The following is a 22,324-nucleotide window of genomic DNA, read 5'->3' on the forward strand; positions in this document are numbered from 1 at the left end:
GACCCCGGCCGGGCCGGTTTCGCCGAGGTGGAGCTCACCGCGGTGAACGTGAGCTGGTTCGGCGGCACCCGCCAACACCCGTTCACCGTCGCGGTGTTGAGGTCCGGCGACCCGGCTCCGCAGGAGCTGCGCGGCACCTATCTACAGCCGTCGGTGTTCCCGCGCTGGGTCCTCGCGGTGGGTTCGATCCTGCTGGCGCTGCTCGTGGTGTTCGTCATGATCTGGCTCCGGCACGACACCGGCGTCAAGAGCCAGGCCGCCGAGCAGGCGCCCGCCAAGCAGATACCGCTGCCGCAGGGCTCCCAGAGCCCGCTGCCCTCCGCGCCGCCGTCCCCGTCGACCCAGCCGAGCCCGCCGCCGTCGGCCCCGGCACCCCCGGCGCCCAAGCCGAAGCCGGAGGGTGGAGGTTCGGGTGGGGGCGGCGGTGGCGGTCCGAAGAAGCCGCAGTACGACCCGACCAAGCTGGTCCGCATCCAGTCCGGGCTCGGGATGTACCTGACGACGAAAACAACTGACAGTCGGGAGGGGCGGAACGTCACGACCTGGCGCGAGATCAAGGACAACCCGACGTGGGACCAGTACTGGTACGTCCGGCCGCTGCCGCGCGACGAGTTCGCCTTCACCTCCTCCTCCGAACCGTGGGCAGTCGTCGACAACCTGCGTGAAGGCAACCAGATCCAGATGTGGGGAGCCGTCGGACGTGAAGCCAGCCTCACGAACGGGCAGATGACCAGCAACCAGAAGTGGTCGATCCAGCCGATCGACGGCGCGGACGGGTTCGTGAAGCTGGTCAGCAAGGACGACGGGTGGTGCATGTCCGACCTGTCCCCCAACGACAGTAAGCTCCAAGTCGCGGAGGTCCGCCCCTGCGGCGCCCTCCCGGCCGACCAGCAACGCTGGCGCATAGTTTCCTGAACAGCTCGCGCATCGCGGCGGTCCGCCTCTCCACCGCCGCCGCGATGTGCGGCTCGACTGGGACGTCGAGGACCCTTGGTGAGAGCGGCCCGATGGATCGGCCCGGCTATGGACGCCCGACTATGGACCGGCCCGGCTACGGACCTGTTCAGCCATGGACCGGTTCAGCTGAAGCTACGGCGATAGGTGTGCGGGCTGACGCCGGTGGTCCTCTTGAACCGGTCGCGGAAGGCGGTGGGTGAGCCGAATCCGACCTGGGCGCCGATGCGTTCGACGGAGTGCGGCGTGGTCTCCAGGAGATGCTGGGCCTGGCGGATGCGCGCGCGATGGAGCCACTGCAGCGGAGTGGTGCCGGTCTGTTCGCGGAAGCGCCGAATGAGGGTCCGGGTACTCATCCCGGCGTGGGCGGCAATGGCGGCGAGGGTGAGATCGGAGCCCAGGTTGTCCTGCAACCAGGCCAGCAGCGGAGCGAGTACCGATCCCTGAGGGGCGGGCGCGTGAGGGTGGACGATGAACTGTGCTTGTCCGCCCTCGCGTTCCAGGGGCATGACGGACAGCCGGGCGGCATCGGCCGCGACGGCCGAGCCGTAGTCACGGCGGATCATGTGCAGGCACAGGTCGAGGCCCGCGGCGGCGCCGGCGGAGGTGAGGATCTGGCCGTTGTCGACGTACAGGACGTCCGGGTCCACCTCGATGTCCGGGTGGCCGGAGGCGAGGAGATCCGCCGCGGACCAGTGGGTGGTGGCACGCAGCCCGTCCAGGAGCCCGGTGGCGGCCAGGGGGAAGGTGCCCGAGCAGATGGAGGCGATGCGGGTGCCGTTCGCGGCGGCTGCGCGCAGCGCGTCACGGACGGCCGGAGGGAGCGGGGCCCCGGGGTCGGCGGTGCCGGGAACGATGATCGTGTCCGCGGTCTTGAGCGCCTCAAGTCCCCAGGGCACGCGCACGGTGAAGAGGCCCGCATCGATCTCCGGCCGTTCGGCGCAGACGCGGACCTGATAGCCGGGGCGTCCGTCCGGGAGGCGGGTGCGGGAGAAGACCTCGATCGGGGTGGACAGATCGAAGGGGATCACCCGGTCCAGGGCGAGCAGGGCAACGGTGTGCATGGCGAGAAGATACCCGCCCTCCAGGGCACATGACCCGCTTCGAGTGCTGTCAAGGTCACTATTCATGCAGCTCTGAGCGTGGTCCACAGTGCTGGCAGTATTCCGTTGGGACCTGTCACCAATGCCACTGGGGAGCGGGCCGACAGCCGGTTAGCGTCGGAAGCGATCCGGCACCGGATGCCGACCGCTCGCGAAGGGGCTTCGCCCATGCACGCCCAGATCATCCTGTTCGACGGCTTCGATCCGCTCGACGTCATCGCCCCCTACGAAGTGCTGTACGCCGGCGGCACCGCCTCCGGCGGCGGCGTGAGTGTGGAGTTGGTCTCCGCGGAGGGACCGCGCGCCGTGGTCAGCGGCACCGGAGGCCTGGTACTGCACGCCACGGCCGCCCTCGACCCCGCACGCGCGGGCCTGATCCTGGTCCCGGGCGCCTCGGGCCGTGTGGGAGAGCCCGGCGAGGTTCCCGACCACGACGTTCGGGCCGGGGAACGGCGGCAGGACGAAGCCGTCCCCGTACTGCTGGGCCGCACCCTGACGACCGAGTTGCCCACACTCCTGAAGGCGGCCAGGGACAATCCCGAGGTGACGCTCAGCGCGGTGTGCGGCGGCACACTCGTCCTGGCCATGGCGGGCCTACTCGACGGCCGTTATGCCACCACCCACCATCTGGGCCTGGACATGCTCGATGCCACCGGCGTCAACGCGGTGAACGCCCGCATCGTCGACGACGGCGACCTGATCACCGGGGCAGGTGTCACCTCCGGCCTCGACCTGGGCCTGTACCTGCTGGAGCGGGAGGTGGGCCCCCGGATCGCCCACGCCGTCGAGGAAGTGTTCGCCCATGAGCGCCGTGGCACCGTCTGGCGCCGCGAAGGGCCCGTGCCCGCCCACCTCTGACCACCCATTCCGCCCGCGCTTCAACCGCACCGCACTCGCACTAAGGAACGCATCATGGCCGCAGAAGGCCTCTGGGACCTGACCATCTCCACCCCGGTCGGCAGGATCGACGCCGTGATCGAACTCGCCCGGCAGGCCGGTGTCCTGACCGGAGCAGCCCACGGGGCAGGAGAGAACGTCCCGCTCGACGACATCACCCTCGACGGCGACCGACTCACCTGGAACCAGGCCATCACCAAGCCCCTGCGCCTGAACCTGGCCTTCGCCGTCACGGTCGACGGCGACACCCTCACCGGCACGTCCAGGGCAGGACGTCTCCCTGCCTCGAAGGTCATCGGCCGGCGCCGTGCTGTCCCGTCGGCCGCGGACGACCGGGCATGACGAAACTCCTCCTCTCCCTGCACGTCTTGGCCGCGGTACTGGCCGTAGGACCAGTCACGGTCGCCGCGAGCATGTTCCCCCAAGCGCTGCGTCGCGCTCACAGCACGCCGGACGACCCTGAAGCGCTCGCGACCCTGCGCACCTTGCACCGCATCTGCCGCGTCTACGCCGGCATCGGCATGGCGGTTCCCCTCTTCGGGTTCGCCACGGCCAGCAGCCTCGGCGTCCTCGGTAGCGGGTGGCTGATCACCTCGATCGTCCTGACCGCCGCAGCGGCCGCCGTCCTGGGTCTGCTGATTCTTCCCGCCCAGGACAACGCCCTGACCGCCGCGCAGGTCGTCGGCCCCAACCTCGCTGCCCGACTCGCCATGCTCACCGGCGTCTTCAACCTGCTGTGGGCAACCGTCACCGTTCTGATGATCGTCCGCCCCGGCTCCACCACGGGAGCGTGACGATACGTGGCGCACCGCACGATGCGGCGCACGTCGAACGTGGCCCAACTCCTATGGCACAGCTGTCATAGGGGTCGAGGCCATCGCTTTCGTGCATGCGGATCACATGCGCGGAGGAGGTCGCGGCACGCGGGAGAACGAATCCGACCGGGGCTGCGTTCCTGCGCGCGGCGGGCTCTCCGCCCCGGGACTCCTTCGTCCAGGACGTCCGGATCCATTGGACCGTGATCTCCACGGCGCTCCCCTTCCGACCCGTCGAGGAAGCAACTCTACGTCTGTGGCCGAGAGTCACCGGGGCTCCCCGACGGGTACGGGGCGTAGTTATGGAAAGACCATCACGGCACCGAACTACTCTTCCAGGTCCTGACCGAACGAGAAGAGGAAGACCGGCGTCGCCATTTCCTCCAACAAGTCGTTCGGCGGCTGGACCAACACCTCCTCCCCCCAAACGGTCATCCCAGCCACGCGGCGAGAATCGCGTAGTCGCTATCGGTGAGGCCAAGGCGGGCATCAACCCGGTGGACCAAGGCGCGTCCCCGATGATGGGAGGCGATCCAGGCGCGATCTGTCTCTGTGACCTCGTCGTCGACCCATACGAACGGCCGTCCTGCCGACCAGTCGACAAGAGTGCGGGTCTTCCAGTGCAGCCCGTCGCGTTCGTCCTGAACATCGATTTCTGTCGGCTCCGGCCAGGCAACCACGGCGAGCCGCTGAAGACCGAGCAGCGGAGAGATGCATTCGTTTGCCTCATCCATCCACGTGGTGGCCCAGACCACCTCACAGGGAAGCGCGGCCAACTTGGCCCCGTGTTGAGGATTGATCCTGGTCAGGAGTGGGTTCGCATAGTCCCCATGCAGATCGGGACCGACGTCATAGGTTGGATACTGCTGCGACTCCGCCCCGAACGGGATCAGCGGTCCATCGACATCGAGGAACAGCAGCGGAAGCTGCGCAGAGCCAGTCACAGCAGCACAGGATAGCGAGGCTCTCACCGCCGGTCGCCCCACGAGAGGCCTGCTGACGTGCTGCGGCGGTGGCAATGGTGGAGGCGTCTCCACCATGCCAGCGTGAAGTTCAGTACGGCAGGCGAGGACAGCCGAAGGGGGCCAGGCCAGTACTCCAGCTGGGGATCGTGACTTTCGTAGTGCGTGTCGCCGGGCGGGAGCGACCGGCTTGGGCGTACTGGCTGCCGGGGGCTGGCGCGTAGGGTGCCGGGATGATCGCAATGCCGGAGGAGTTCGCGCGGAGCACCGTCGACCGCGAGGGGGATGCCGGGGCGGCCTGGCTCGCCGAACTACCCGCGATCGTGGGCGAGTTGCTGGAGCGCTGGGGGTGCGTGCCCGATGGCGACGTCATGCATGGGGGCGTCGGCGTCATCGTTCCGGTACGGCGGCGGAATGAGGAGAGCTCCGTGCTGAAGGTGTCGTTTCCGCACCCCGGCAATGTCCATGAGCCTGATGCGTTCGTTGCGTGGAGTGGTTGCGGCGCCGTCCTTCTGCATGAGCGCGACGACGGGCGGTTCGCGATGCTGTTGGAGCGGGTTCAGCCGTCGACCCTGGCAGAGGTCGAGGACGGCGACGAGATCGCAAGGGTCGCCGGGCGGCTCAATCGACGCCTGGCCATCCCCGCGCCACCCGGCCTCCCTCGGCTGTGTGAGCAGGCCGATGCCTGGGAGAAGCAACTGCGCGAGGACGCCGAGGAACTGTCCCATGCATTGCCGCGCCAGGTACTGGATGCCGCCGTAGCGACCGTTCGGGAACTGGGACGGGCGCAGCCGGACACTCTCGTCCACGGCGACCTCCACGCCCGGAACATCCTGCGCGCCTGGCGCGAGCCGTGGCTCGCGGTCGACCCCAAGGGGTACGTCGGAGATCCCGCCTACGACGGCGGCACACTGCTGAAGTCCCGCGCGCTGACTCTCCTCGAAGCAGATGACCTGCGCAAGGCTGTCCACCGCCTCCTGGACGTCTTCACCGAGGCGGCGGATCTAGACCGCGAACGCGTCCGGCGATGGGCCCAGTTCCATGCCGTCCAGGCCGCGTTCTGGGGCCGCCGCCATGGTTTTCGTGCGGCCCGCAGCGGACCACGACTGGACTGGCTCACCCAATTCGCCGACCACCTGGCTGAGTTGCTCACCATACGCTCGTAGCGCGTGACTGTGCCGGCCGGTTCCGGCGAGTGACGAGTACGTCGACGGCATCGTGCCGCTCACTGCCGCACAGCGAGTCGGCGCCGACCACCGGCCCACAGAACTGACGGAAAGATCAGTCGGCATGGGAGCCGGGCGAGCGGTGGCGCCGCTGGTAGTCCCAGTACCCGAGAAGGCGATGGTCCTCCTGACCGCCGCCATCGACCTCGCCGAATCCCGGCGGAAGTTCGCCCACGCGCTCCCAGGCATCATCGGTGCGTGGATCGTCCCGGCGAGCCAACGCGTAGACGATCTCCAGGCGTACGAGCTGCTCGCCATGGTCCAGCACCGAGACCAGGGCATCGGTGACCGCACTCGTCCGGTCATTGCTTGCGCCCAACGCGATGGCCGCTTGAGCCCGGACATCACAGTCGGAGTCGTTGACCAAATCCAGCAGAGCCTCGCGGAAAGCCGGTGTGAAGTGTGCAGCCAGCTCACCTGCGGTGGCCCACCGGACATCGGGTACGGGGTCACGTGACAGGGCGAGCAGCGCGACGGCGACGGCGTCGGTCGGCGGGACGTCGCGGGAGAACAAGTCGGGAATTCGGCGGCGCACCCGCGGATCGGGATGGTCGGCGTACCGCAGACCGATGGCCTCCTGGTCAGGATGTTCATGGTCGGCAAAAACTTCCAGAACCCAGGAAAGTACCAGTCCATCAGGTTCTTCAAGGGCCCAGACGGCGAGGCACTCGGCGTCCTGCCCGGTATCCCCACTCTGGTTCAGGAGGCCGACTTGCACCGAGAAGTTCCGGGACCACATGACATCGGCGAGCAAGATGCGGTGGACGGGATCGGGATGATTTCGGAGAGCGTTCAAAGCGAACCGGTCCTGTGGAGAGCGACGGCCTGCGAGGGCCGTCGAGGCGGCGAACCAGTTGACCTGGGTCTTCTCCGGGATGCTGTACAGGACTGCGCGTGCGGCCAGCTCCAGCACCGGCGTCATGATCCCGAAACATTCTTCCAGGAAGGTGAGAATGGCGCTGTGGCCCGCCCGGCAGGTGAGCCCTCCGAGGCAGAACTCCTCGACGTCCGAGTACCTTCCGTCACGGACATGTCGGTGAACTGCCGCGCCCGACGCCCCTGTTCTGCGGCGCAGCTCCTCTTCGGCTCCCGTCTCCATCCAGTGCCGCGCGAGGCTGAGGAGCCGATGTTGGACAACCTCGGGAAGCCGCCGTCGAGGGGCGTCGCCGATCAGGGCATCGACCAGTGCCGGCGACCCCGAGTCCACGGCGCGCACCAGCGGCGTCGTACCGTCGGCCAGCTCTCGGTCGGCGTCAGCGCCGCCCTCCGTCAGCGCCTCCGCGCTCTCATCGTCGAACCCCGCGACGGCCACACACAAGAGCGGGAGGCCTTCAGGACTTTGGGCGTTCGGGTCGGCACCTTGCGCGAGCAGGGCCTTGACCCGCTTGGCATCCTTGGCAGTCACGGCTGCCACGAGTTGGTTGGCCACTTCATGTGGTGGCGTCGGCATCCATCTCCCCGGTGTCCTGCGGCACAGTAGCCGTGCCGGGTGCGGTGATCACCCCATTTCTTCGGCCACCGCGACGCGACCAACTCCCCGCGCAAACAGCCCTGTTCCCGGGGGCAACGCACGCCGAACCGCGTCACGTATCTGCGGACCGGACCTGCTGATCCCCAGAGGGGGGCGGTGCGGAGCCGGTGGTGGCCGAGCGGAAGGCCCTTCGGTAGGCGGACGGGGTGAGGTCCAGGGCGGTGCGCATATGCTGCCGCAGGTTGGTGCCGCTGCCCAGGCCGGCCCTGGCGGCGATGTCGTCGACTGGCAGTTCGGTCGACTCCAGCAGATGGCGTACGTGTGCCAGGCGGGCCGAGGCGAGCCATTCGGCCGGGGAGAGTCCGGTTTCCTGCCGGAAGCGCCTGGTGAAGGTCCGCACGCTCATATGACAGTGGGCCGCGAGGTCTGTGAGGGACAGCCGCCGATCCAGGTGCTCCGTCATCAACGTCCGCGCCCCGGCCGTCGAAGTGCCCGCGTCCTCCCGGACCGGGTGCTCGATGTACTGCGCCTGCCCTCCGTCTCTCATGGGCGCGACGACGTTGTACCGCGCGACCTGGTTCGCCACCGAACTGCCGTGGTCCTCCCGGACCAGGTGCAGGCACAGGTCAATGGCGGCCGCGCCGCCGGCGGACGTCAGGATGCCGCGATCGGCGATGTAGAGCGGGTCGGTGTCGAGGTCGACTGTGGGAAAGAGCCGCCTGAACTGCTGCGCGTAGCGCCAGTGCGTCGCCGCCCGGCGGCTTTCCAGCAGGCCCGCGGCCGCGAGGACGAACGAGCCGGTACACAGGGACACCATCCGGGCGCGGCGCCGGGCCGCGCGGCGCAACGCTTCGGCGACGGAAGCGTCCACAGTGCCGGCGTCCAGCACCTCCGGGCAGCGGGTGCCGGCGACGATCACCGTGTCGGCGTGCTCCAGCACGGACAGGTCGCCCTGCGGCGTGACGCCGTACCCGTTCACCGTCGGTACCGGGGAGCCGTCCGGGGTGAGGGTGCGCACCTCGTAGGCCGCGGCGCCCGTGCGGGTTTCGACAGCGGCGAGCATCTGGGCGGGGATGCTCAGGTCGAAGGCCACCACCGGTGCGAGGGCCAGGACGGCCACGCGGTGTGGTGTCGCAGCAGATGAGCCCGTTCGACCTCGCGGTCGTGGGTGAGGCGCAGTCATGGCCCAATAGTTGCACATAGTGGCTCTCGGGCCACTTATGTGCCGTTCATGATCGGCAGAGACTGAGATCAGTTCCGCACAACAGACCGGGCAGCGCCCGGTCGAACACCCGGAAGGTGCTCATCCAGCCATGTTTGCCCCCGCTGTCGATCCCGAGATCCAGACCCTGCTCGACACCGCCGACACCGGCGTCTTCCCCGTCCATGGCTTGGATGCCGTCCTCGCCGACCCCCAGCGCTACGCACTGCTGCGCGCACGCCCCGACACCCCCGTCAACGACGAGGTCAAGGTGCGCGACCTGTACATCCCCGGCCCCGCAGGACAGCTGCGACTGCGCGTCTACCGCCCGGACACCACAGCAGAGCTGCCGATGATCCTCTACATCCACGGCGGCGCCTTCACCTACGGATCTCCCGAGGCCGAAGAGGGACGCTCCCTGCGCTACGCCCGCGACGCCCACGCCGTCGTCGTCTCCGTCGACTACCGCCTCGCGCCCGAACACCCCTACCCGGCCGCAGCCGACGACGCCTACGCCGCCCTGACCTGGATCGCCGACAACCCGGCCGAACTCGGCGGAGACCGAACGCGCATCGCGGTGGCCGGCGGCAGCGCCGGCGGCAACATCGCCGCCTCCACCGTGCTCCGCGCCCGTGACCAGGCGGGGCCGCACCTGCTCTTCCAGTCCCTGACCTACCCCAGCCTGGACGGCAGTCTCACCACCGCCTCGGCACGGGAGTTCACCGACACCCCGGTCTTCAACCGGGGCGCGCTGGAACTGGCCGTGCGGTACTACACGCAGGACGGCCACAACGACCCGTACGCCTTCCCGATCCGCGCCACCGATCTCAGCGGCCTGCCGCCCACCTACATCGCCGTGGCCGAGATCGACCCGCTGCGCGACGAGGGCCGCGACTACGCCGCACGCCTGTCCGCCGCCGGCGTCACCACCGAACTCGTCCAAGTCCCCGGCGCCGTCCACGGTTTCGACCTCCTCTTCCCCCAGGCCCGCATCAGCGAACACAACCTCACCGACCAGGTACGCACCCTGCGCCAGGCCCTGCACCCCGAAGAGGACGTTGCTGCCGGTTCGACCGGGAGTCACACACACGGCGCAGCGTCGTCGAGCGGTGCATCAACTGGTTGAAGCAGCGGCGCGGCATCGCCACCCGCTACGAGAACCGTCCCCCTGTTTCTCGATGAGAGGACCGCTGGCGAGCACCGGCATCGACCGACATGAGGCAGTGGAGCGCCCCGACCGATGGATCTCCGAGCAGAGATCCATCGGTCGGGGCGCTTCGCCGTGCCAGGGCCTTACGACTCCAAGTAGCGCAGCACAGCCAGGATCCTGCGGTTGTAGCCGGTGGTCTGGGCGAGTTCGAGCTTGTCGAAGATCGCGTTGAGGTTCTTCTCGACGGTGCTCATGGAGACATGCAGCTTCTGCGAGATGGCGGCGTTGGTGTGTCCCTGGACCAGTTCCTCCAGGACGCTGCGCTCGCGCGGTGACAGCCTGGCGAGCGGGTCGGCAGTTAGCCAAGGCCACCAGACGCTGTTGAACTCCGTCGCGGAGATCGCGCTCGATGCGGCGGCGCTCGGCGTCGACCGCCTGCAGAACCGCGGCCCGGCTGGTGGCCAGTTGGCTGATGCGCTGTTGGAGCAGCTCTCGCTCCGAGGGGCCGAAACACTCTCGTGCCAGCCGTGAGTCGAACGCCTCCAGGGAGAGCAACCCCTGCACGTCGAGGCAGAGCAGCACTCCTCCGAGCAGCACCTGGGTGAGCAGTTCCTGCCAGTCCATTGTGCCGCGCAGGACTCCGCCGAGGAGCAGGCCGGCCAGGACGACACCGAAGACGAGCAGTCCGGCCACGATCGTGGTGAGCACGCCGACGTAGGTTCGTGTTCCGGGTGGATCCGTCCGGCATTGGTGACGGCAACAATCAACAATCCCGGGCTTTGACGCACAGGACGAGGACGGCCCCGGTGACGTCTCGTACGTTGTGCCGACCAGGCGGCACGAACGGAGAGTGGGGCCCAGATGTCCGAAGCGATCCCGTCGGAAGTCACACGTTCGGCGCCCGAGGCGGGCAGACGCACGCTCGGCGTGCTGGCCCTGGTCGGAATCTTCTTCTTCACGGTGTCCGGCGGCCCCTTCGGGCTCGAAGCCTCGCTCTCCAGCGCGGGTCCGGGCATGACCGTGTTGATGATCGTCCTGGTGCCGGTGGTCTTCGGCGTACCGAATGCGCTGGTGGCTGCGGAGTTGAGTGCCGCGATACCGGTCGACGGGGGCTACTACTACTGGACGAAGATCGCGCTCGGCAGAGGTGCGGCATTCGTGTTCGGCGCCTGGAACTCGATCGGGTCGGTGCTGAACCTCGCCCTCTATCCGATTCTGCTGGTCGACTACCTGGGCACCTGGGTCCCGGGCATCGCCCGCGGGAAGGGAATGGTCGTAGTGGACCTGTTCCACGGCGGTTTCGTCGTGGACCTGCACTGGATCGTCACCGTCGCCCTCGTCCTCCCCATGGCGTACCTCAACTACCGCGGCTCCAAAGCGGTGAGCGAGTACTCGGTCGGGATGATGCTGCTGATCCTCGCGCCGTTCGCGGTACTGACGGTCCTCGGCATCCGGCACGCCGTCGGCAACGGGATCAACGTGCTCTCGCCCTTCATGGTGCCGGGGCAGAGCCTCCACTCGTCAGTGGCCGGCGCGCTCAGCGTGATCGTGTGGCTGTACCTCGGCTTCGACGGCCCGAGCACGGTGCTGGGTGAGGTCGCCGACGCGCACCGGACCTACACCCGGGCTCTGATCGTCTCGGTTCCGCTGATCGTCGCCGCCTATCTGCTGCCCACCATCGCCGCCATCGGCAGCGGACTGCACCGGGGTTCGCCCGGCGACTGGGTGCAGGGGGACTTCGTCGTGGTCGGCGACGCACTGGGCGGACTCCCGCTGAAGGTGCTGATCTCCGTGGGGTCGGCGCTCTCCCTGGTGGGGCTGTTCATGGCGATCCTGCTGACGAGCACCCGGGTCCCACGGGCGCTCGCCGCGGACGGCTATCTGCCACGGTGGATGGCCCGGGACAGCAGGCGGTTCAACACGCCGGTGGGTGCGCTGCTGGCGAGCACCACCGTCGTCGTCGTGCTCTCCGCCGTCGACTTCAGCTCGATCCTGCGGGCCACGGTGCTGCTCATGCTGGCCTCGATCCTGCTGGAGTTCGTGGCCTTCCTGGTTCTGCGCTGGAGGTATCCGCAGATGCTCCGGCCGGTTCGGGTGCCGGGCGGCTGGCCCGGGGCGGTCCTGGTCGTCGTGCTGCCGGCGGCGATGATCGTGTATCTGGTGTGGAGTACGGCGGTCGACGAGGCCGTGACGTTCGGCACGAGTCTCACGGTGGCGGTGCTGGCCGTGGTCCTCTATCCGCTGTGCCGACGGTTCGTCAAAGGCGACCGGCCGGATGCGGAGATCGACTCCTCCCGCTTCGAACTGGGCCCGGACCGGTTCGCGGGATTCGGTACGCGGAAGGCGGGTCTGTGATGGATGTGCAACAGGTACTCACCGGGCTTACGGAGCAGTTGCGGAACTGGTGGCCGGTGCCGGGCATCGCGATCAGCGTGGTCGACGGGACCGGCGAGTCGGCGTTCGTCACCGCAGGATTCGCGAACGCGGAGCGCGGGCTGCCGGTCTCGCGTCGCACGCGGTTCGAGATCGGTTCCATCAGCAAGACCTTCACCTCGTTCCTGATCGGCATACTGGCGGACGAGGGGAAGGTGGACCTCGACGCGCTGGTCTCCGACCACCTCCCCTGGTTCGCCCCGAACGGCGGCTCCCGCGCGATCACCGTGCGGCACCTCCTGCAGCACACCTCCGGTCTGGTGGCCGGCGCCGACGCGTTGCCCGATGCCGCCGCACGCGGCTACGCGCTGCGCGATGCCAGGACCTGGGCCGAACCAGGTGAGCTGTTCCACTACTCCAACGAGGGCTACAACCTGCTCGGGCTGATCGTCGAGCAGGTGACGGGGGGATCGCTGGCGGACGCCATGGCCGGGCGGCTGCTGCGGCCCCTCGGCATGGGTAACTCGGCGGCGCGGATCACTCACGAGGACATCGCCGAACTCGCGGCCGGGTACCGGTTCCTGCGCGACGACCGCCCGCCGCTGCCGTCGGCCCCGCTCGCACCGGCCGGATTCTTCGAGTACTCGGCGGCCGACGGAAACGTGCTGGCAACCGCTTCCGACCTGGGTCTGTTCGCCCGCATGCTGCTGGGCCGAGGCGTCCTGGACGACACCCGGATCATCGGACCCGAGTCTTTCCGCCGGATTGTCACGCTCCCCGTCGGAGCCGTCAGTTCCAGCTACGCGCTCGGCGTGGATGTGGAAGTGATCGACGGCCACACCTGGCTGACGCACGCCGGCGGCATGGTCGGATACCGCTCGTACCTCGCCGCCGACATCAGCGGCGGGCACGGTGTCGCCGTGCTGACCAACGCGCCCGGCGAGTGCCAGATCATCGACCGCTTCGCCCGCCATGTGCTGGCCGTCGTCCAAGGAGCCCCGGCGGACCCGGCGCTGTTCGATCCGGAGCGGATCGCCGATGCCCAGCGCTACGTCGGGACCCACGGAACTTCGTCGCGTCGCATCCGCGTCGAGGCAAGCGGGGACGACCGTCTCTCGCTCACCGCGGACGGGGTGAGCGGCAGGCTGTACGACTCGGGGGACGGGCGGCTGGTGTGCGATCACCCGGCATGGTCCGCCTACCACCACTCGCTGGACGGACACTGGCTCTACGGGCCCGAGTCACTGGGCCCCGGCCCGTCCGAACCGGCCGCTCCCCCGCATCCGTTGACCGGGAAATACCGCAGCTACACCCCCTGGTATCCCAGCTTCGACATCGTGCAGCGGGCGGGACGGCTGCACATGATCGCCGCGACCGGCGTGGAGGCACCCTGCGACGAACCCGAACTCGTCCCGCTCGGGGACCGGACGTTCCGCGTCGGAGCCGACCCCCGGCTGCCGGAGCGCCTGACGTCCGGGCCCGACCCGGACGGCGCGGTGCTCTGGGTCGACCTGGACGGGTGCCGCTACACGCGCTCGTTCCGGGATCACCCGGAGGCCTGACAGGCACCCGCCCGCAGCTCGCGCACCCGGAGTTGGAGGTGCGCGAGCAGCATGGCGTCGGCGTCGGCGAAGTCCAGCCCCGAAACCTCGCGGATACGGCGCAGCCGGTAGCGCATGGTGTTGGGGTGGATGTGCAGGGCCTCCGCCGCGGTGTCGGTGGCTCCCGCGGCGGCGAGGTAGGCGGCCAGGGTCGCGGCCAGCGGACCGTCCCGGCCCTCGTTCCGGCGCAGCCGGTGGAGCGCACCGCCGGCGTCCGGCAGGCCGAGCGCCTCGGTCACGTCCACGAGGTGCAGCAACAGCACCGCAAGCGCCATGTCCTCCACGGTGCGCACGGCCGGTCCGCGGACGGCCGGGTGCCGCAGGGCCCGCAGCGCGGCGTCCGTCTGAGCCCGTACGTCGACGATCCGGCTCATCGACTCGGCCGGGCCGCCGACGGCGACCACGTAGTCGCCGGCCAGTGGGGTCCGCGCGAGGAAGTCGCGGGCCAGGGCGACGGCCGACTCCAAGGGCGTGGCATGTTCCGGAGGCCAGGCGGCCAGTACGTACACCGCTCCGGTGCCCGCCACCACGGCCGAACGGGGATGTACGGCCGCCAGGAAGTACTCCAGCGTGTCCGCGAACCGGCGCAGCCCGGCGGCGTCCAGCGCGTCGGAGCCCTGGCGACCGGCCATCCGCGGGGCCGCGGCCAGGACGCAGACCGGGCCGGAGCCCAACTGCAGCCGGCTCGCCTCCACCGGGTCGGCCGCCCCGCCGAGCACGGCGGCGGCCAGCTCGCCGCGCTGGCGGCGGGCGTAGCTGGTCTCCGTGCGCAGGGCGACCAGCTGCAGGGCGACCACGGGCGCGAGTTCACGCAGCCGGGCCGTGGCCGCCTCGTCGAGCGGCCCGGGAACGGCGGCCCAGATGTAGCCGAGGACGTCCGAACCGGCCCGGACCGCGATGGCCACGCGTGCCAGCTGATCGGCCCCGGTCGCCTCCATGTACACCGGTTCGGTGCTGGAGTGCAGCCGCTCGAACTCCTGGCGCTCGCGCTGCTCGGCGAGCGTCCGCTGGTGCACGGCTCGCCCCAGGATGGTCTCGATCCGCTCGGAGTCGGTCCGGTCCTGCCCCTCCGACCAGGCGACCAGCGCGGAGAAGCGGTCCTCGATGGTGACCGGTGCCCCGACGGCCTCGTAGACGGCGTTCGCCAGGGCGAACAGCTCCGCTCCGCTTCCGGCCGAGCGCACGCGCGTCCTCGCGTACTCCAGCAGTTGCTCACGGACGGTCGTCGCCACGTGCATCCAGGACGCGTCCCGGTTGACCTCGATGATCGTCGGCCAGTCGTCGGCCGAGGACGGCACCGGGGCCTTCAGCGCGAGCACGTGCGCGCCGGCCCGCCGCATGGCCGCGGTCAGCTCGCACAGCTCGGTCTCCGTGGTCACGCCGACCCCCAGCACCACGCACCCGGGCCCCAGCTGTGTCGGCGCGCCCGGGGCGTGGATGACGATGTCGGTGAGCGGTCCGCCACTGCCGGTCCCCTCCTGGGCCAGGCGCAGCAGCGCCGGCCCGATGTTGTCGACGAGCTGACGGACGGACAGATGTCCCCGCGTACCCGACTCCCGCATGCCGCACCCCCGACTCGAAGGACTGTTGTGAGCGTCAAGTCTGGGAGGTCTGGATTGATGATGTCAACGAAGATCCAGGGTGGCTGAAGCGGGAGGATGACAGCAGAGCGGGACGCGGATCAGCGGCACAAGGAGCGCAGATGGCAACGACGCAGACACACGAGAGCCGGGAGCTTCTGGGACTGTTCCCGGACGGGACCACCCGGGACGGCACCGGCGCACTGGTCATCGGCGGCGTACCGGCGGACGAACTCGCCGAGACCTACGGCACTCCCGTCCTGGTCCTCGACGAAGCGTCGGTCCGCGCCCGCGCCCGCCGGTACGCCGACGGCCTGGCCGCCCGTTGGCCGAACTCCCGCGCCGTCTTCGCCTCCAAGGCATTCCCCTGCACCGCGGTCGTCCGGCTGCTCGCGGAGGAGGGCCTGGGCATCGACGTGGCCGGTGGCGGCGAGCTGACCCTCGCCCTGGCCGCGGGAGCGGACCCGGCCGGCCTGGTCGTCCACGGCAACGCCAAGACCGAGGAGGAACTGCGCCTGGCCGTCGAGGCCGGCGCCGGGACGATAGTCGTCGACAACTTCGACGACATCGACCGGCTGGAGAAGATCCTGGCGGGCACGACGGCGGAGCAGGGAGTACTGGTCCGGGTCACCCCCGGCATCCGCCCCGACACCCACGAGGCCGTGTCCACCGGCCAGAGCGGCTCCAAGTTCGGCCTGCCGCCGGCGCAGGCCCGGGAGGCGATCGCGCGGCTGCGGGGCAGCGATCGGCTGCGGCTGGACGGCGTCCATGTGCACGTCGGGTCGCAGATCCTGGACCTGGCGCCGTTCGCCCGGGCCGTCGAGGCGGTCGCCGAGCTCGGCGAGTTCGCCGTCTACGACCTGGGCGGCGGTCTGGGCTCCCGCTACACCTACGCCGACCGGCCGCCCACGGTGGAGGCCTATCTCGACGCCGTTACCGACACCGCCCGACGCCTGCTGCCCGCCGACGCCCGCATCCTCATCGAGCCGGGCCGCTCGATGGTCGCCGAGTCCGGCGTCTCGCTGTACCGGGTCGTCTCCGTCAAGCGCGGCGGAGGCCACACCTTCGTCGCCGTCGACGGCGGCATGGGCGACAACCTCGAAGTCTCCCTGTACCAGCAGCGCTTCGAGGCGGCCGTCGCCGACCGTCCGACCGGCGGGGGCGAGCTATGCCGCCTGGTGGGCCGGCACTGCGAGTCCGGCGACAGCCTCAGCGTCGGCGTCCGGCTGGCGGATCCGCGCGTCGGGGACCTGATCGCCGTACCGGCCACCGGTGCTTACACCTATGCGCTGAGCAACAACTACAACGGCGCGCGCCGCCCTCCGGTGGTCTTCGTCCGCGACGGCGCGCACCGCGCCGTGGTGCGCCGCGAGACCTACACCGACCTGATGCGCCGCGATCTGCCGTAAGGCCTGGGGCTGGTCGATGCCGGGGTCGCCGGAGGCTGTGGCTTGCGGCGGGGGCGGGTTGGTTGCCGAAGCGCTGGTCATCTTCGGGCGGCTGAGAGTCTGGCAGCAGGCTCGTCACACCGCGCGAGCCACGGCTGCGCCGCTCCCCCACTGACCATGTTCGTCGACCCGCTCGCCGACTCGCGCTCTCGGCGCTCTTCCGCGTGCTCCTGGGCGGCACCGCCGGGCCGCATGCCCAGGTCGCCGGCGGGCGTACGGCTGGACGACCGCACCCTCCCTTTGTGTAGCGCGTGTTGCAAGTGCATGGCAGCCCCTGCGGAACCCCTTGACTCACACCTCGCGGACTTATTTTCTTTCCGCACACAACTTGGAGGTGTGACCGTGCTCCGCCCCTTCGTCCTGATCCTCGCCGTCCTCGTCGGCGCTGCCCAACTCGCCCTCGCTCCAACGGCGTTTGCATCCTCCACGACGTACTACGTCGACTGTTCCGCCACGACGAACGGCACCGGCTCCCAGTCGTCGCCGATCAACTCCATGCCGGCGGCGAACACCCTGGCCCTCGCACCGGGCGACACCCTGCTGTTCAAGCGCGGCGCCACCTGCAGGGGCCAGCTGTACGCGCACTTCTCCGGAACGGTGAACGCGCCTGTCACGTACGGGAGTTACGGAACGGCCGGTGCGGCGCGCATCGACGCGAACGGCAACTACGCGGCGATCTGGCTGAAGAACGCCTCGTATGTGACCGTCCAGGACCTGGAGTTGACCGCGCCCGGCGACAACACCACCGCGCGACGCGGCGTCTGGGCCCAGGCCGTCGACTCCGGGGACCTGACCGGAGTCGCCCTCCAGCGTCTCGACATCCACGACGTGCGCGGCACGCTGCCCGCGAAGACGGGTGGCGCCGCCGCCAACGGGAAGTACGCGGGAGCGTCCGGCGGCATCGTCGTCGAGGCGCTCGGGAGCACAATCCCTTCCGCCTTCAAGGGCCTTCGCATCGCCGACAACAACATCCACAGTGTGGATCGGGCCGGGATCTACTTCTGGTCGAACTGGTGCCGCAGGCCCGACATGGTCGGCTTCTGGACCTCACTGTGCACCGCCGACTGGCACCCGCACACCGGGACCGTCATCCAGGACAACACCCTCGCCGACATCGGCGGCGACGGCCTGGTCGTCAAGACCAGCAGCGACGTGCTCGTACAGCGCAACGACCTGGACGGGTTCAACGAGCGCGCCGGGTCCGTCAACGCCGGCATGTGGACGGCCAACAGCGACTGGGTCACCTTCGAGTACAACCGGTCCGCGCACGGCAACACCACCGCGGACGGTCAGGGATACGACGTGGACCACTCCACGAACCACGTCACGTTCCAGTACAACGTGTCCTTCGACAACGGCGGCGGTTTCTTCCTGCTGTGCCCCTACGGCGCCGGCGTGCCGGGGCAGAGCAAGGACTTCGTGATTCGCTACAACCTCTCGGTGAACGACCACGCCCGCACGTTCCAGGTGTGCGCCGGCGGACTGGTCCGCGGGCAGATCTACAACAACACGGTCCAGCTGCCCGACGACGCCCACCACCAGATCGTCACGGAATCCGCTGCGAAGGACGGCGAGCTGGACGTCGTCTTCACCAACAACCTTCTTCGGGGCGGGAGTTCGTCGTCTTCCGCGCAGTGGACGCTGAACGACTCGGCGTTCCGCATCGACCACAATCTGCTCTACAAGGTGCCCGTCCCGGCCACCGCCGCCTCCACCCTCACCTCGGCACCCCTGCTAGCCGCGCCCTCCAGCACGTCGTACGACCCGGGTGCCTTCAAGCTGCTGCCCGGTTCACCCGCCCTGGGGGCCGGCAGTCCGATCTCCGGCGACGGGGGCCGGGACTACTTCGGGACCACGCTCGCCACCCCGCCCTCCATCGGCTTCCACGAAGGACCCTGACGCCTCCATGACCACCACCCCATCCCGTACGAGCGCCCCTCCCCCGGCGGGCATCAGCCCCGGCAGAGCCCGGTTCGCCAAGCGCTGGACACCGCGTCTGGTCGCGTTCGGCGAGTTCATCGACGGCTACGACCTGCTCGTCATGGGCTCGGCGCTGCTCTTCCTCAAACCCGCCTTCGGCTTGACGGCGAGTCAGGTGGGCTGGCTCGGAGCCATCGCGTTCATCGGCGCGGCCGTGGGCCTCGTCGTGTTCGGCGACCTCTCCGACCGGTTCGGACGGAAGGTCATCTTCGTCATCAACCTGGTCTTCTTCGTCGTCGCCTCGCTCGCCGCCGCGTTCGTCACCGAGGTCTGGCAGCTGATGCTGGCCAGGTTCTTCATCGGGGTCGCCGTCGGCATGGACATCCCGACCTCGCATGCGTTCCTCACGGAGATAGCGCCGAAGGCCCGGCGCGGCCGGATCGCGGGCTCGCTGCCCAACATGATGTGGCTGAGCGGCGCGATCACCAGCGTCCTCATCGCGCTCGCGCTGCGCGACGTGGCGGGCGAGGACACCTGGCGCTGGCTGTTCGGGCTCGCCGCGATCCCGGCATTCGGCGTGCTGATCGCCCGTCAGTTCCTGCCCGAGTCACCGCGCTGGCTGCGGGCGCAGGGGCGCCACGAGGAGGCCCGCCAGGTGTTCGCGCTGCTCGGCGTCGAGGAACCGCCCGCACCGGCCGGGCCCGTCGAGAAGAAGCGGGAGCTGCGGGAACTGTTCGGCAAGGGGGCGGGGTGGCGCCTCGCGGCCGTCACCGGGTTCTTCGCACTCCAGGCGTTCGGTGGTGCCGTCGCCACCGTCGCGGGCCCGCTCGTCATGGAGGCCAGCGGCATCGGCGCGAAGAATTCGCTCTGGTTCTCGCTGGCCGGATTCGTCGCGGGCCTGGTCGCGGTCGTCGCGGGCGCCCAGGTCATCGACCGCGTCAACCGCAGGACCCTGGGAATCTGGTCCTGCCTCGGCGTCTTCGTCGCCGGCCTCGGCATCGCCTTCCTGGGCCCGAAGGCCTCCGGACTCCTGCTGACCTTTTACGTCCTGTACTCCCTCCTCACCTGGTTCGGCCCCGGCGTGCTGTCCTGGGTGTGGTCGTCGGAGGCATCCCCGACGCCCCTGCGCGGCATCGGTACCGGCATCGCCCAGGCCGTCACCCGTCTGATGATCGCGCTGAACGTGGTGCTCGTCCCGAACCTCCTGGAGAAGTTCGGGCTGCGGACCGTCGCGATCTACGCATGCGCCTACGTGCTGGCCGCGATCATCATCGCCGTCTCACCGTTCCTCGCGACCACGGGCAAGGAGCTGGAAGAGGTCAACACGCATCAGGCGTAGCCGAGTCGAGAAGAGCCGACCCCGAGGTACGAACGGAGCCACGTGACCGACGACCACCGCACTCCCGCGGGACTGCGCCGCGCCAACACCGCCGCCGCTCTGCAGGCCGTACTGGACGGTGGCCCGCTCCCCCGCGCCGGTCTGACCGAGCGCCTCGGCCTGGCGGCGGGCACGGTCAGCCGGATCGTGGCGCCCCTGGTCGCCGCCGGTGTGCTGCGGGAGCTGCCCGCGTTGCCCGGCGCCGGCGGCCGCCCCCGGATACCCGTGGATCTGGTGCCCCGCGCGCGGTACGCGATCGGCGTGCATGTGGGACGGCAGCGTACGACCGCGGGCCTGGTGGATCTGCGGGGCCGGGTCCACGAGGTGCGCAGCCACGAGCGCGACCCGGGGCAGGCGCGTCAACTTGTGGACGGAGCAGCCGACTTGGTGGCGGGGCTGCGCAAGGAGGCGGGCACCGTGCCCGTCCTCGGTGTCGGAGTGGCGACCGGGGGCTGGGTCGATCCAGCCGCCGGAGTCGTCGTCGACAACGAGGCGCTGGGCTGGCGGGACGTGCCGCTGCGCGCGCTCCTGACCCGGGCACTCGGCGCGGACCTCCCGGTCCTTGTGGACTCAAGTGCTCGCGCCCAGGCCACCGCCGAGGTCTGGTTCGGGTGCGCGCGCGGTGCCGAGACATCGGTGCACCTGTTCACGGGCAATGTGATCGACGCGGCCTTTGCGATGGGCCGCCGGATACATACGGGGGCACGGTCGGCCGCCGGCATGATCGGACACCTGCCGATCGGCGTGGCCGGCCCGGCCTGCGCGTGCGGTCGCCGCGGGGTGCTGCAGGCCGTGGCGTCCGACCGCGCCGTCGTGGACGCCGCAGCGGCCGCGGGGATCATGACAGCGAGCGAGGGACTCGCCCGCCTCGACACCCTCGCCGCCACAGGGACGGAGGTGGCCGACAGCCTGCTGCGCGAACGGGCCCGGCACATCGGCACGGCCGTCGCCCACCTCGTGGACCTCTTCGACCCCTCCCTGGTCGTACTGTCCGGCGGCGTCCTGCCCCATGCGGACGTGGTACGTGACGAGGCGGCCCGCCTCGTCGGCAACGCCTGGGACCCCGACCGTGTCCGGCCCACCGCGCTCGGCCCGCACGCACTGGCCGCCTCCTCCGGGGCGCTGCTCCTGGCGGCGTACTACGCCGATCCGCTGGCCTACGAGAGCGGGGATGCCGCCCGCGCCATGGAAAGGCAGGGCCGGCCGTGACCACAGCACCCGCCGATACGTCCGGCCGTATGCTCCCGCGCCCGATCCGCGTCCCCGTCACCGAGCGCACGACGTGGCTGCTGGTCCAACATGGCTGCGGATGGGGCGAGTTGTCTGACATTCCGGAGGCGGAGGCGTCCCGTCTGCTCGCCATGGCGGCGAGCGGTGCCGCCCTGCCCGACACATTCGCGGGCCGAACGGTGACGGGAGGCCTGCGCACGGCCGAGGCGGACGCGGCCGCACGGGACGCGGGTCTGCCCCTCGCGGACTGGCTGGCCGAGCGGATCGCCCGGCCGGTGCTCCGCAGGACGGTCCCGCTCTACGCCAACATCAACCGTGCGCTGCCCCGTCGCACCCCCCAGGCCGCCGCCGACACCGCTCGCCGGGCGATCGCGGCGGGTCACTCGACGGTCAAGGTCGCCCCGTTCGACGGGCTCCCGGGTCCGGACCGGATCAGTCGCGGCCTGGACATCGCCCGAGCCGTGCGCGACGCCATCGGCCCCGAGCACACTCTCCTCCTGGACGCGCATCACCTCCTCACGGTCGATCAACTGCTCCTGCATGCACCAGAGTTCAGCGCCCTGCGGCTGGGCTGGCTGGAGGACACGGCCCGCCTCGACGACGTCGAAGGCCTGCGCCGCGTCCGTGCGGCGATCGACGCGCCGCTGGCCGGCGGGGAGTTCGCGGCCACACCCGCACAGGTGCTGCCCGCACTGCGGTCGGGCGCGCTCGACGTGTTGATGCCGGACGTGAAGCATGCGGGCGGCCCGCTGCGGGTCCTGCGGCTCGCGGCTCTCGCGGCGGCCCACGGGGTCGCCGTCTCACCCCACAACCCGAGCGGCCCGGTGGCGACGGCGGCCAGCGCCCACGTCAGCGCACTGCTGCCGCCCGACGGGCCGCCCCTGGAGATCATGTTCGGCGAGGTGCCGTGGCGCGGAACGACCGTCACGCCGCCCGAACCCCTGACGGGGGCGGCCTACACGCTCCGCCCGGAACCCGGGATCGGCATCACGCCCCGTACGACCGAAAGGTGAAC

At 70.0% G+C, this 22,324-nt stretch carries 19 protein-coding genes and 1 pseudogene; 14 read left to right on the forward strand and 6 right to left on the reverse strand.

What is annotated here, in order from left to right:
* On the forward strand, positions 1–915 hold a 915-nt coding region (locus tag IE267_RS34670), incomplete at its 5' end, for an RICIN domain-containing protein (protein ID WP_189765942.1).
* A 164-nt stretch (positions 916–1,079) separates the two neighbouring features.
* Here the strand turns inward: IE267_RS34670 and IE267_RS34675 are convergent.
* On the reverse strand, positions 1,080–2,018 hold the full coding sequence (locus IE267_RS34675) for a GlxA family transcriptional regulator (RefSeq protein ID WP_189765943.1): 939 nt from the start codon (positions 2,016–2,018) through the stop codon (positions 1,080–1,082).
* Between the two features lie 207 nt (positions 2,019–2,225).
* On the opposite strand from IE267_RS34675, the gene IE267_RS34680 reads away from it, so the two are divergent.
* The 3 genes from IE267_RS34680 to IE267_RS34690 are packed head-to-tail and all read left to right on the forward strand — an operon-like array spanning position 2,226 to position 3,748.
* The gene (locus IE267_RS34680; RefSeq protein WP_189765944.1) at positions 2,226–2,915 is read left to right on the forward strand and encodes a DJ-1/PfpI family protein; all 690 of its coding nucleotides are present in this window, start codon (positions 2,226–2,228) and stop codon (positions 2,913–2,915) included.
* 54 nt (positions 2,916–2,969) lie between these two features.
* Positions 2,970–3,296 (forward strand): hypothetical protein, encoded by a 327-nt coding sequence (locus tag IE267_RS34685; RefSeq protein ID WP_167151188.1) that lies wholly within the window; start codon positions 2,970–2,972, stop codon positions 3,294–3,296.
* On the forward strand, positions 3,293–3,748 hold the full coding sequence (locus IE267_RS34690) for a hypothetical protein (RefSeq protein WP_189765945.1): 456 nt from the start codon (positions 3,293–3,295) through the stop codon (positions 3,746–3,748). Before IE267_RS34685 ends, IE267_RS34690 begins: the two co-directional genes overlap by 4 nt.
* A gap of 452 nt (positions 3,749–4,200) precedes the next feature.
* On the opposite strand, the gene IE267_RS34695 is transcribed toward IE267_RS34690, so the two are convergent.
* Complete coding sequence (locus IE267_RS34695; RefSeq protein ID WP_189765946.1) at positions 4,201–4,713, reverse strand: HAD domain-containing protein; 513 nt, start codon at positions 4,711–4,713, stop codon at positions 4,201–4,203.
* Between the two features lie 251 nt (positions 4,714–4,964).
* Between IE267_RS34695 and IE267_RS34700 the strand changes: the two genes are divergently transcribed.
* Positions 4,965–5,897 (forward strand): aminoglycoside phosphotransferase family protein, encoded by a 933-nt coding sequence (locus tag IE267_RS34700; protein ID WP_189765947.1) that lies wholly within the window; start codon positions 4,965–4,967, stop codon positions 5,895–5,897.
* Positions 5,898–6,012: 115 nt separating this feature from the next.
* Here IE267_RS34700 and IE267_RS34705 read toward each other — a convergent pair whose 3' ends face one another.
* Together IE267_RS34705 and IE267_RS34710 are read right to left on the reverse strand one after the other, a co-directional pair.
* Complete coding sequence (locus tag IE267_RS34705) at positions 6,013–7,362, reverse strand: ankyrin and HEAT repeat domain-containing protein (RefSeq protein WP_189765948.1); 1,350 nt, start codon at positions 7,360–7,362, stop codon at positions 6,013–6,015.
* A gap of 178 nt (positions 7,363–7,540) precedes the next feature.
* The gene (locus IE267_RS34710) at positions 7,541–8,548 is read right to left on the reverse strand and encodes a GlxA family transcriptional regulator (RefSeq protein WP_229861599.1); all 1,008 of its coding nucleotides are present in this window, start codon (positions 8,546–8,548) and stop codon (positions 7,541–7,543) included.
* A 193-nt stretch (positions 8,549–8,741) separates the two neighbouring features.
* Between IE267_RS34710 and IE267_RS34715 the strand changes: the two genes are divergently transcribed.
* Positions 8,742–9,755, forward strand: coding sequence for an alpha/beta hydrolase (locus IE267_RS34715; RefSeq protein ID WP_189765950.1), 1,014 nt, complete (start codon positions 8,742–8,744; stop codon positions 9,753–9,755).
* Positions 9,756–9,922: 167 nt separating this feature from the next.
* Here IE267_RS34715 and IE267_RS34720 read toward each other — a convergent pair.
* A pseudogene (locus IE267_RS34720) lies at positions 9,923–10,132 on the reverse strand (response regulator transcription factor); the annotation flags it as partial.
* Here IE267_RS34720 and IE267_RS40540 point away from each other — a divergent pair.
* From IE267_RS40540 to IE267_RS34735, 3 genes are all read left to right on the forward strand, one after another.
* Positions 10,056–10,310 (forward strand): hypothetical protein, encoded by a 255-nt coding sequence (locus IE267_RS40540; RefSeq protein WP_189766047.1) that lies wholly within the window; start codon positions 10,056–10,058, stop codon positions 10,308–10,310. The pseudogene IE267_RS34720 and the gene IE267_RS40540 overlap by 77 nt on opposite strands.
* Before the next feature lie 330 nt (positions 10,311–10,640).
* On the forward strand, positions 10,641–12,134 hold the full coding sequence (locus tag IE267_RS34730; protein ID WP_189765951.1) for an APC family permease: 1,494 nt from the start codon (positions 10,641–10,643) through the stop codon (positions 12,132–12,134).
* Entirely contained in the window at positions 12,134–13,714 is a 1,581-nt protein-coding gene (locus IE267_RS34735) for a serine hydrolase domain-containing protein (protein ID WP_189765952.1), read from the forward strand. The genes IE267_RS34730 and IE267_RS34735 overlap by 1 nt, the downstream gene beginning before the upstream one ends.
* Here the strand turns inward: IE267_RS34735 and IE267_RS34740 are convergent.
* Entirely contained in the window at positions 13,699–15,315 is a 1,617-nt protein-coding gene (locus tag IE267_RS34740; RefSeq protein WP_189765953.1) for a helix-turn-helix domain-containing protein, read from the reverse strand. The genes IE267_RS34735 and IE267_RS34740 overlap by 16 nt on opposite strands.
* Before the next feature lie 140 nt (positions 15,316–15,455).
* Here IE267_RS34740 and lysA point away from each other — a divergent pair, with 140 nt between their 5' ends.
* The 5 genes from lysA (at position 15,456) to IE267_RS34765 (ending at position 22,322) form a co-directional block, all read left to right on the forward strand.
* Positions 15,456–16,742, forward strand: coding sequence for a diaminopimelate decarboxylase (gene lysA / locus IE267_RS34745; protein ID WP_189765954.1), 1,287 nt, complete (start codon positions 15,456–15,458; stop codon positions 16,740–16,742).
* A gap of 375 nt (positions 16,743–17,117) precedes the next feature.
* Positions 17,118–18,680 carry a right-handed parallel beta-helix repeat-containing protein gene (locus IE267_RS34750; protein ID WP_189765955.1) on the forward strand — a complete coding sequence of 521 codons (1,563 nt, stop codon included), beginning with the start codon at positions 17,118–17,120 and terminating at the stop codon, positions 18,678–18,680.
* 7 nt (positions 18,681–18,687) lie between these two features.
* Positions 18,688–20,040 carry an MFS transporter gene (locus tag IE267_RS34755; protein ID WP_229861600.1) on the forward strand — a complete coding sequence of 451 codons (1,353 nt, stop codon included), beginning with the start codon at positions 18,688–18,690 and terminating at the stop codon, positions 20,038–20,040.
* A 42-nt stretch (positions 20,041–20,082) separates the two neighbouring features.
* Positions 20,083–21,288: an ROK family transcriptional regulator gene (locus tag IE267_RS34760; protein ID WP_189765956.1), complete on the forward strand. Its 1,206-nt coding sequence runs from the start codon at positions 20,083–20,085 to the stop codon at positions 21,286–21,288.
* A complete protein-coding gene (locus IE267_RS34765; RefSeq protein WP_189765957.1) occupies positions 21,285–22,322 on the forward strand; it encodes an enolase C-terminal domain-like protein in 1,038 nt (345 codons plus the stop codon). The genes IE267_RS34760 and IE267_RS34765 overlap by 4 nt, the downstream gene beginning before the upstream one ends.
* Positions 22,323–22,324 lie beyond the last annotated feature (2 nt).

This window comes from Streptomyces xanthochromogenes (assembly GCF_014650455.1).
In the GTDB taxonomy this organism is placed as follows: domain Bacteria; phylum Actinomycetota; class Actinomycetes; order Streptomycetales; family Streptomycetaceae; genus Streptomyces; species Streptomyces xanthochromogenes.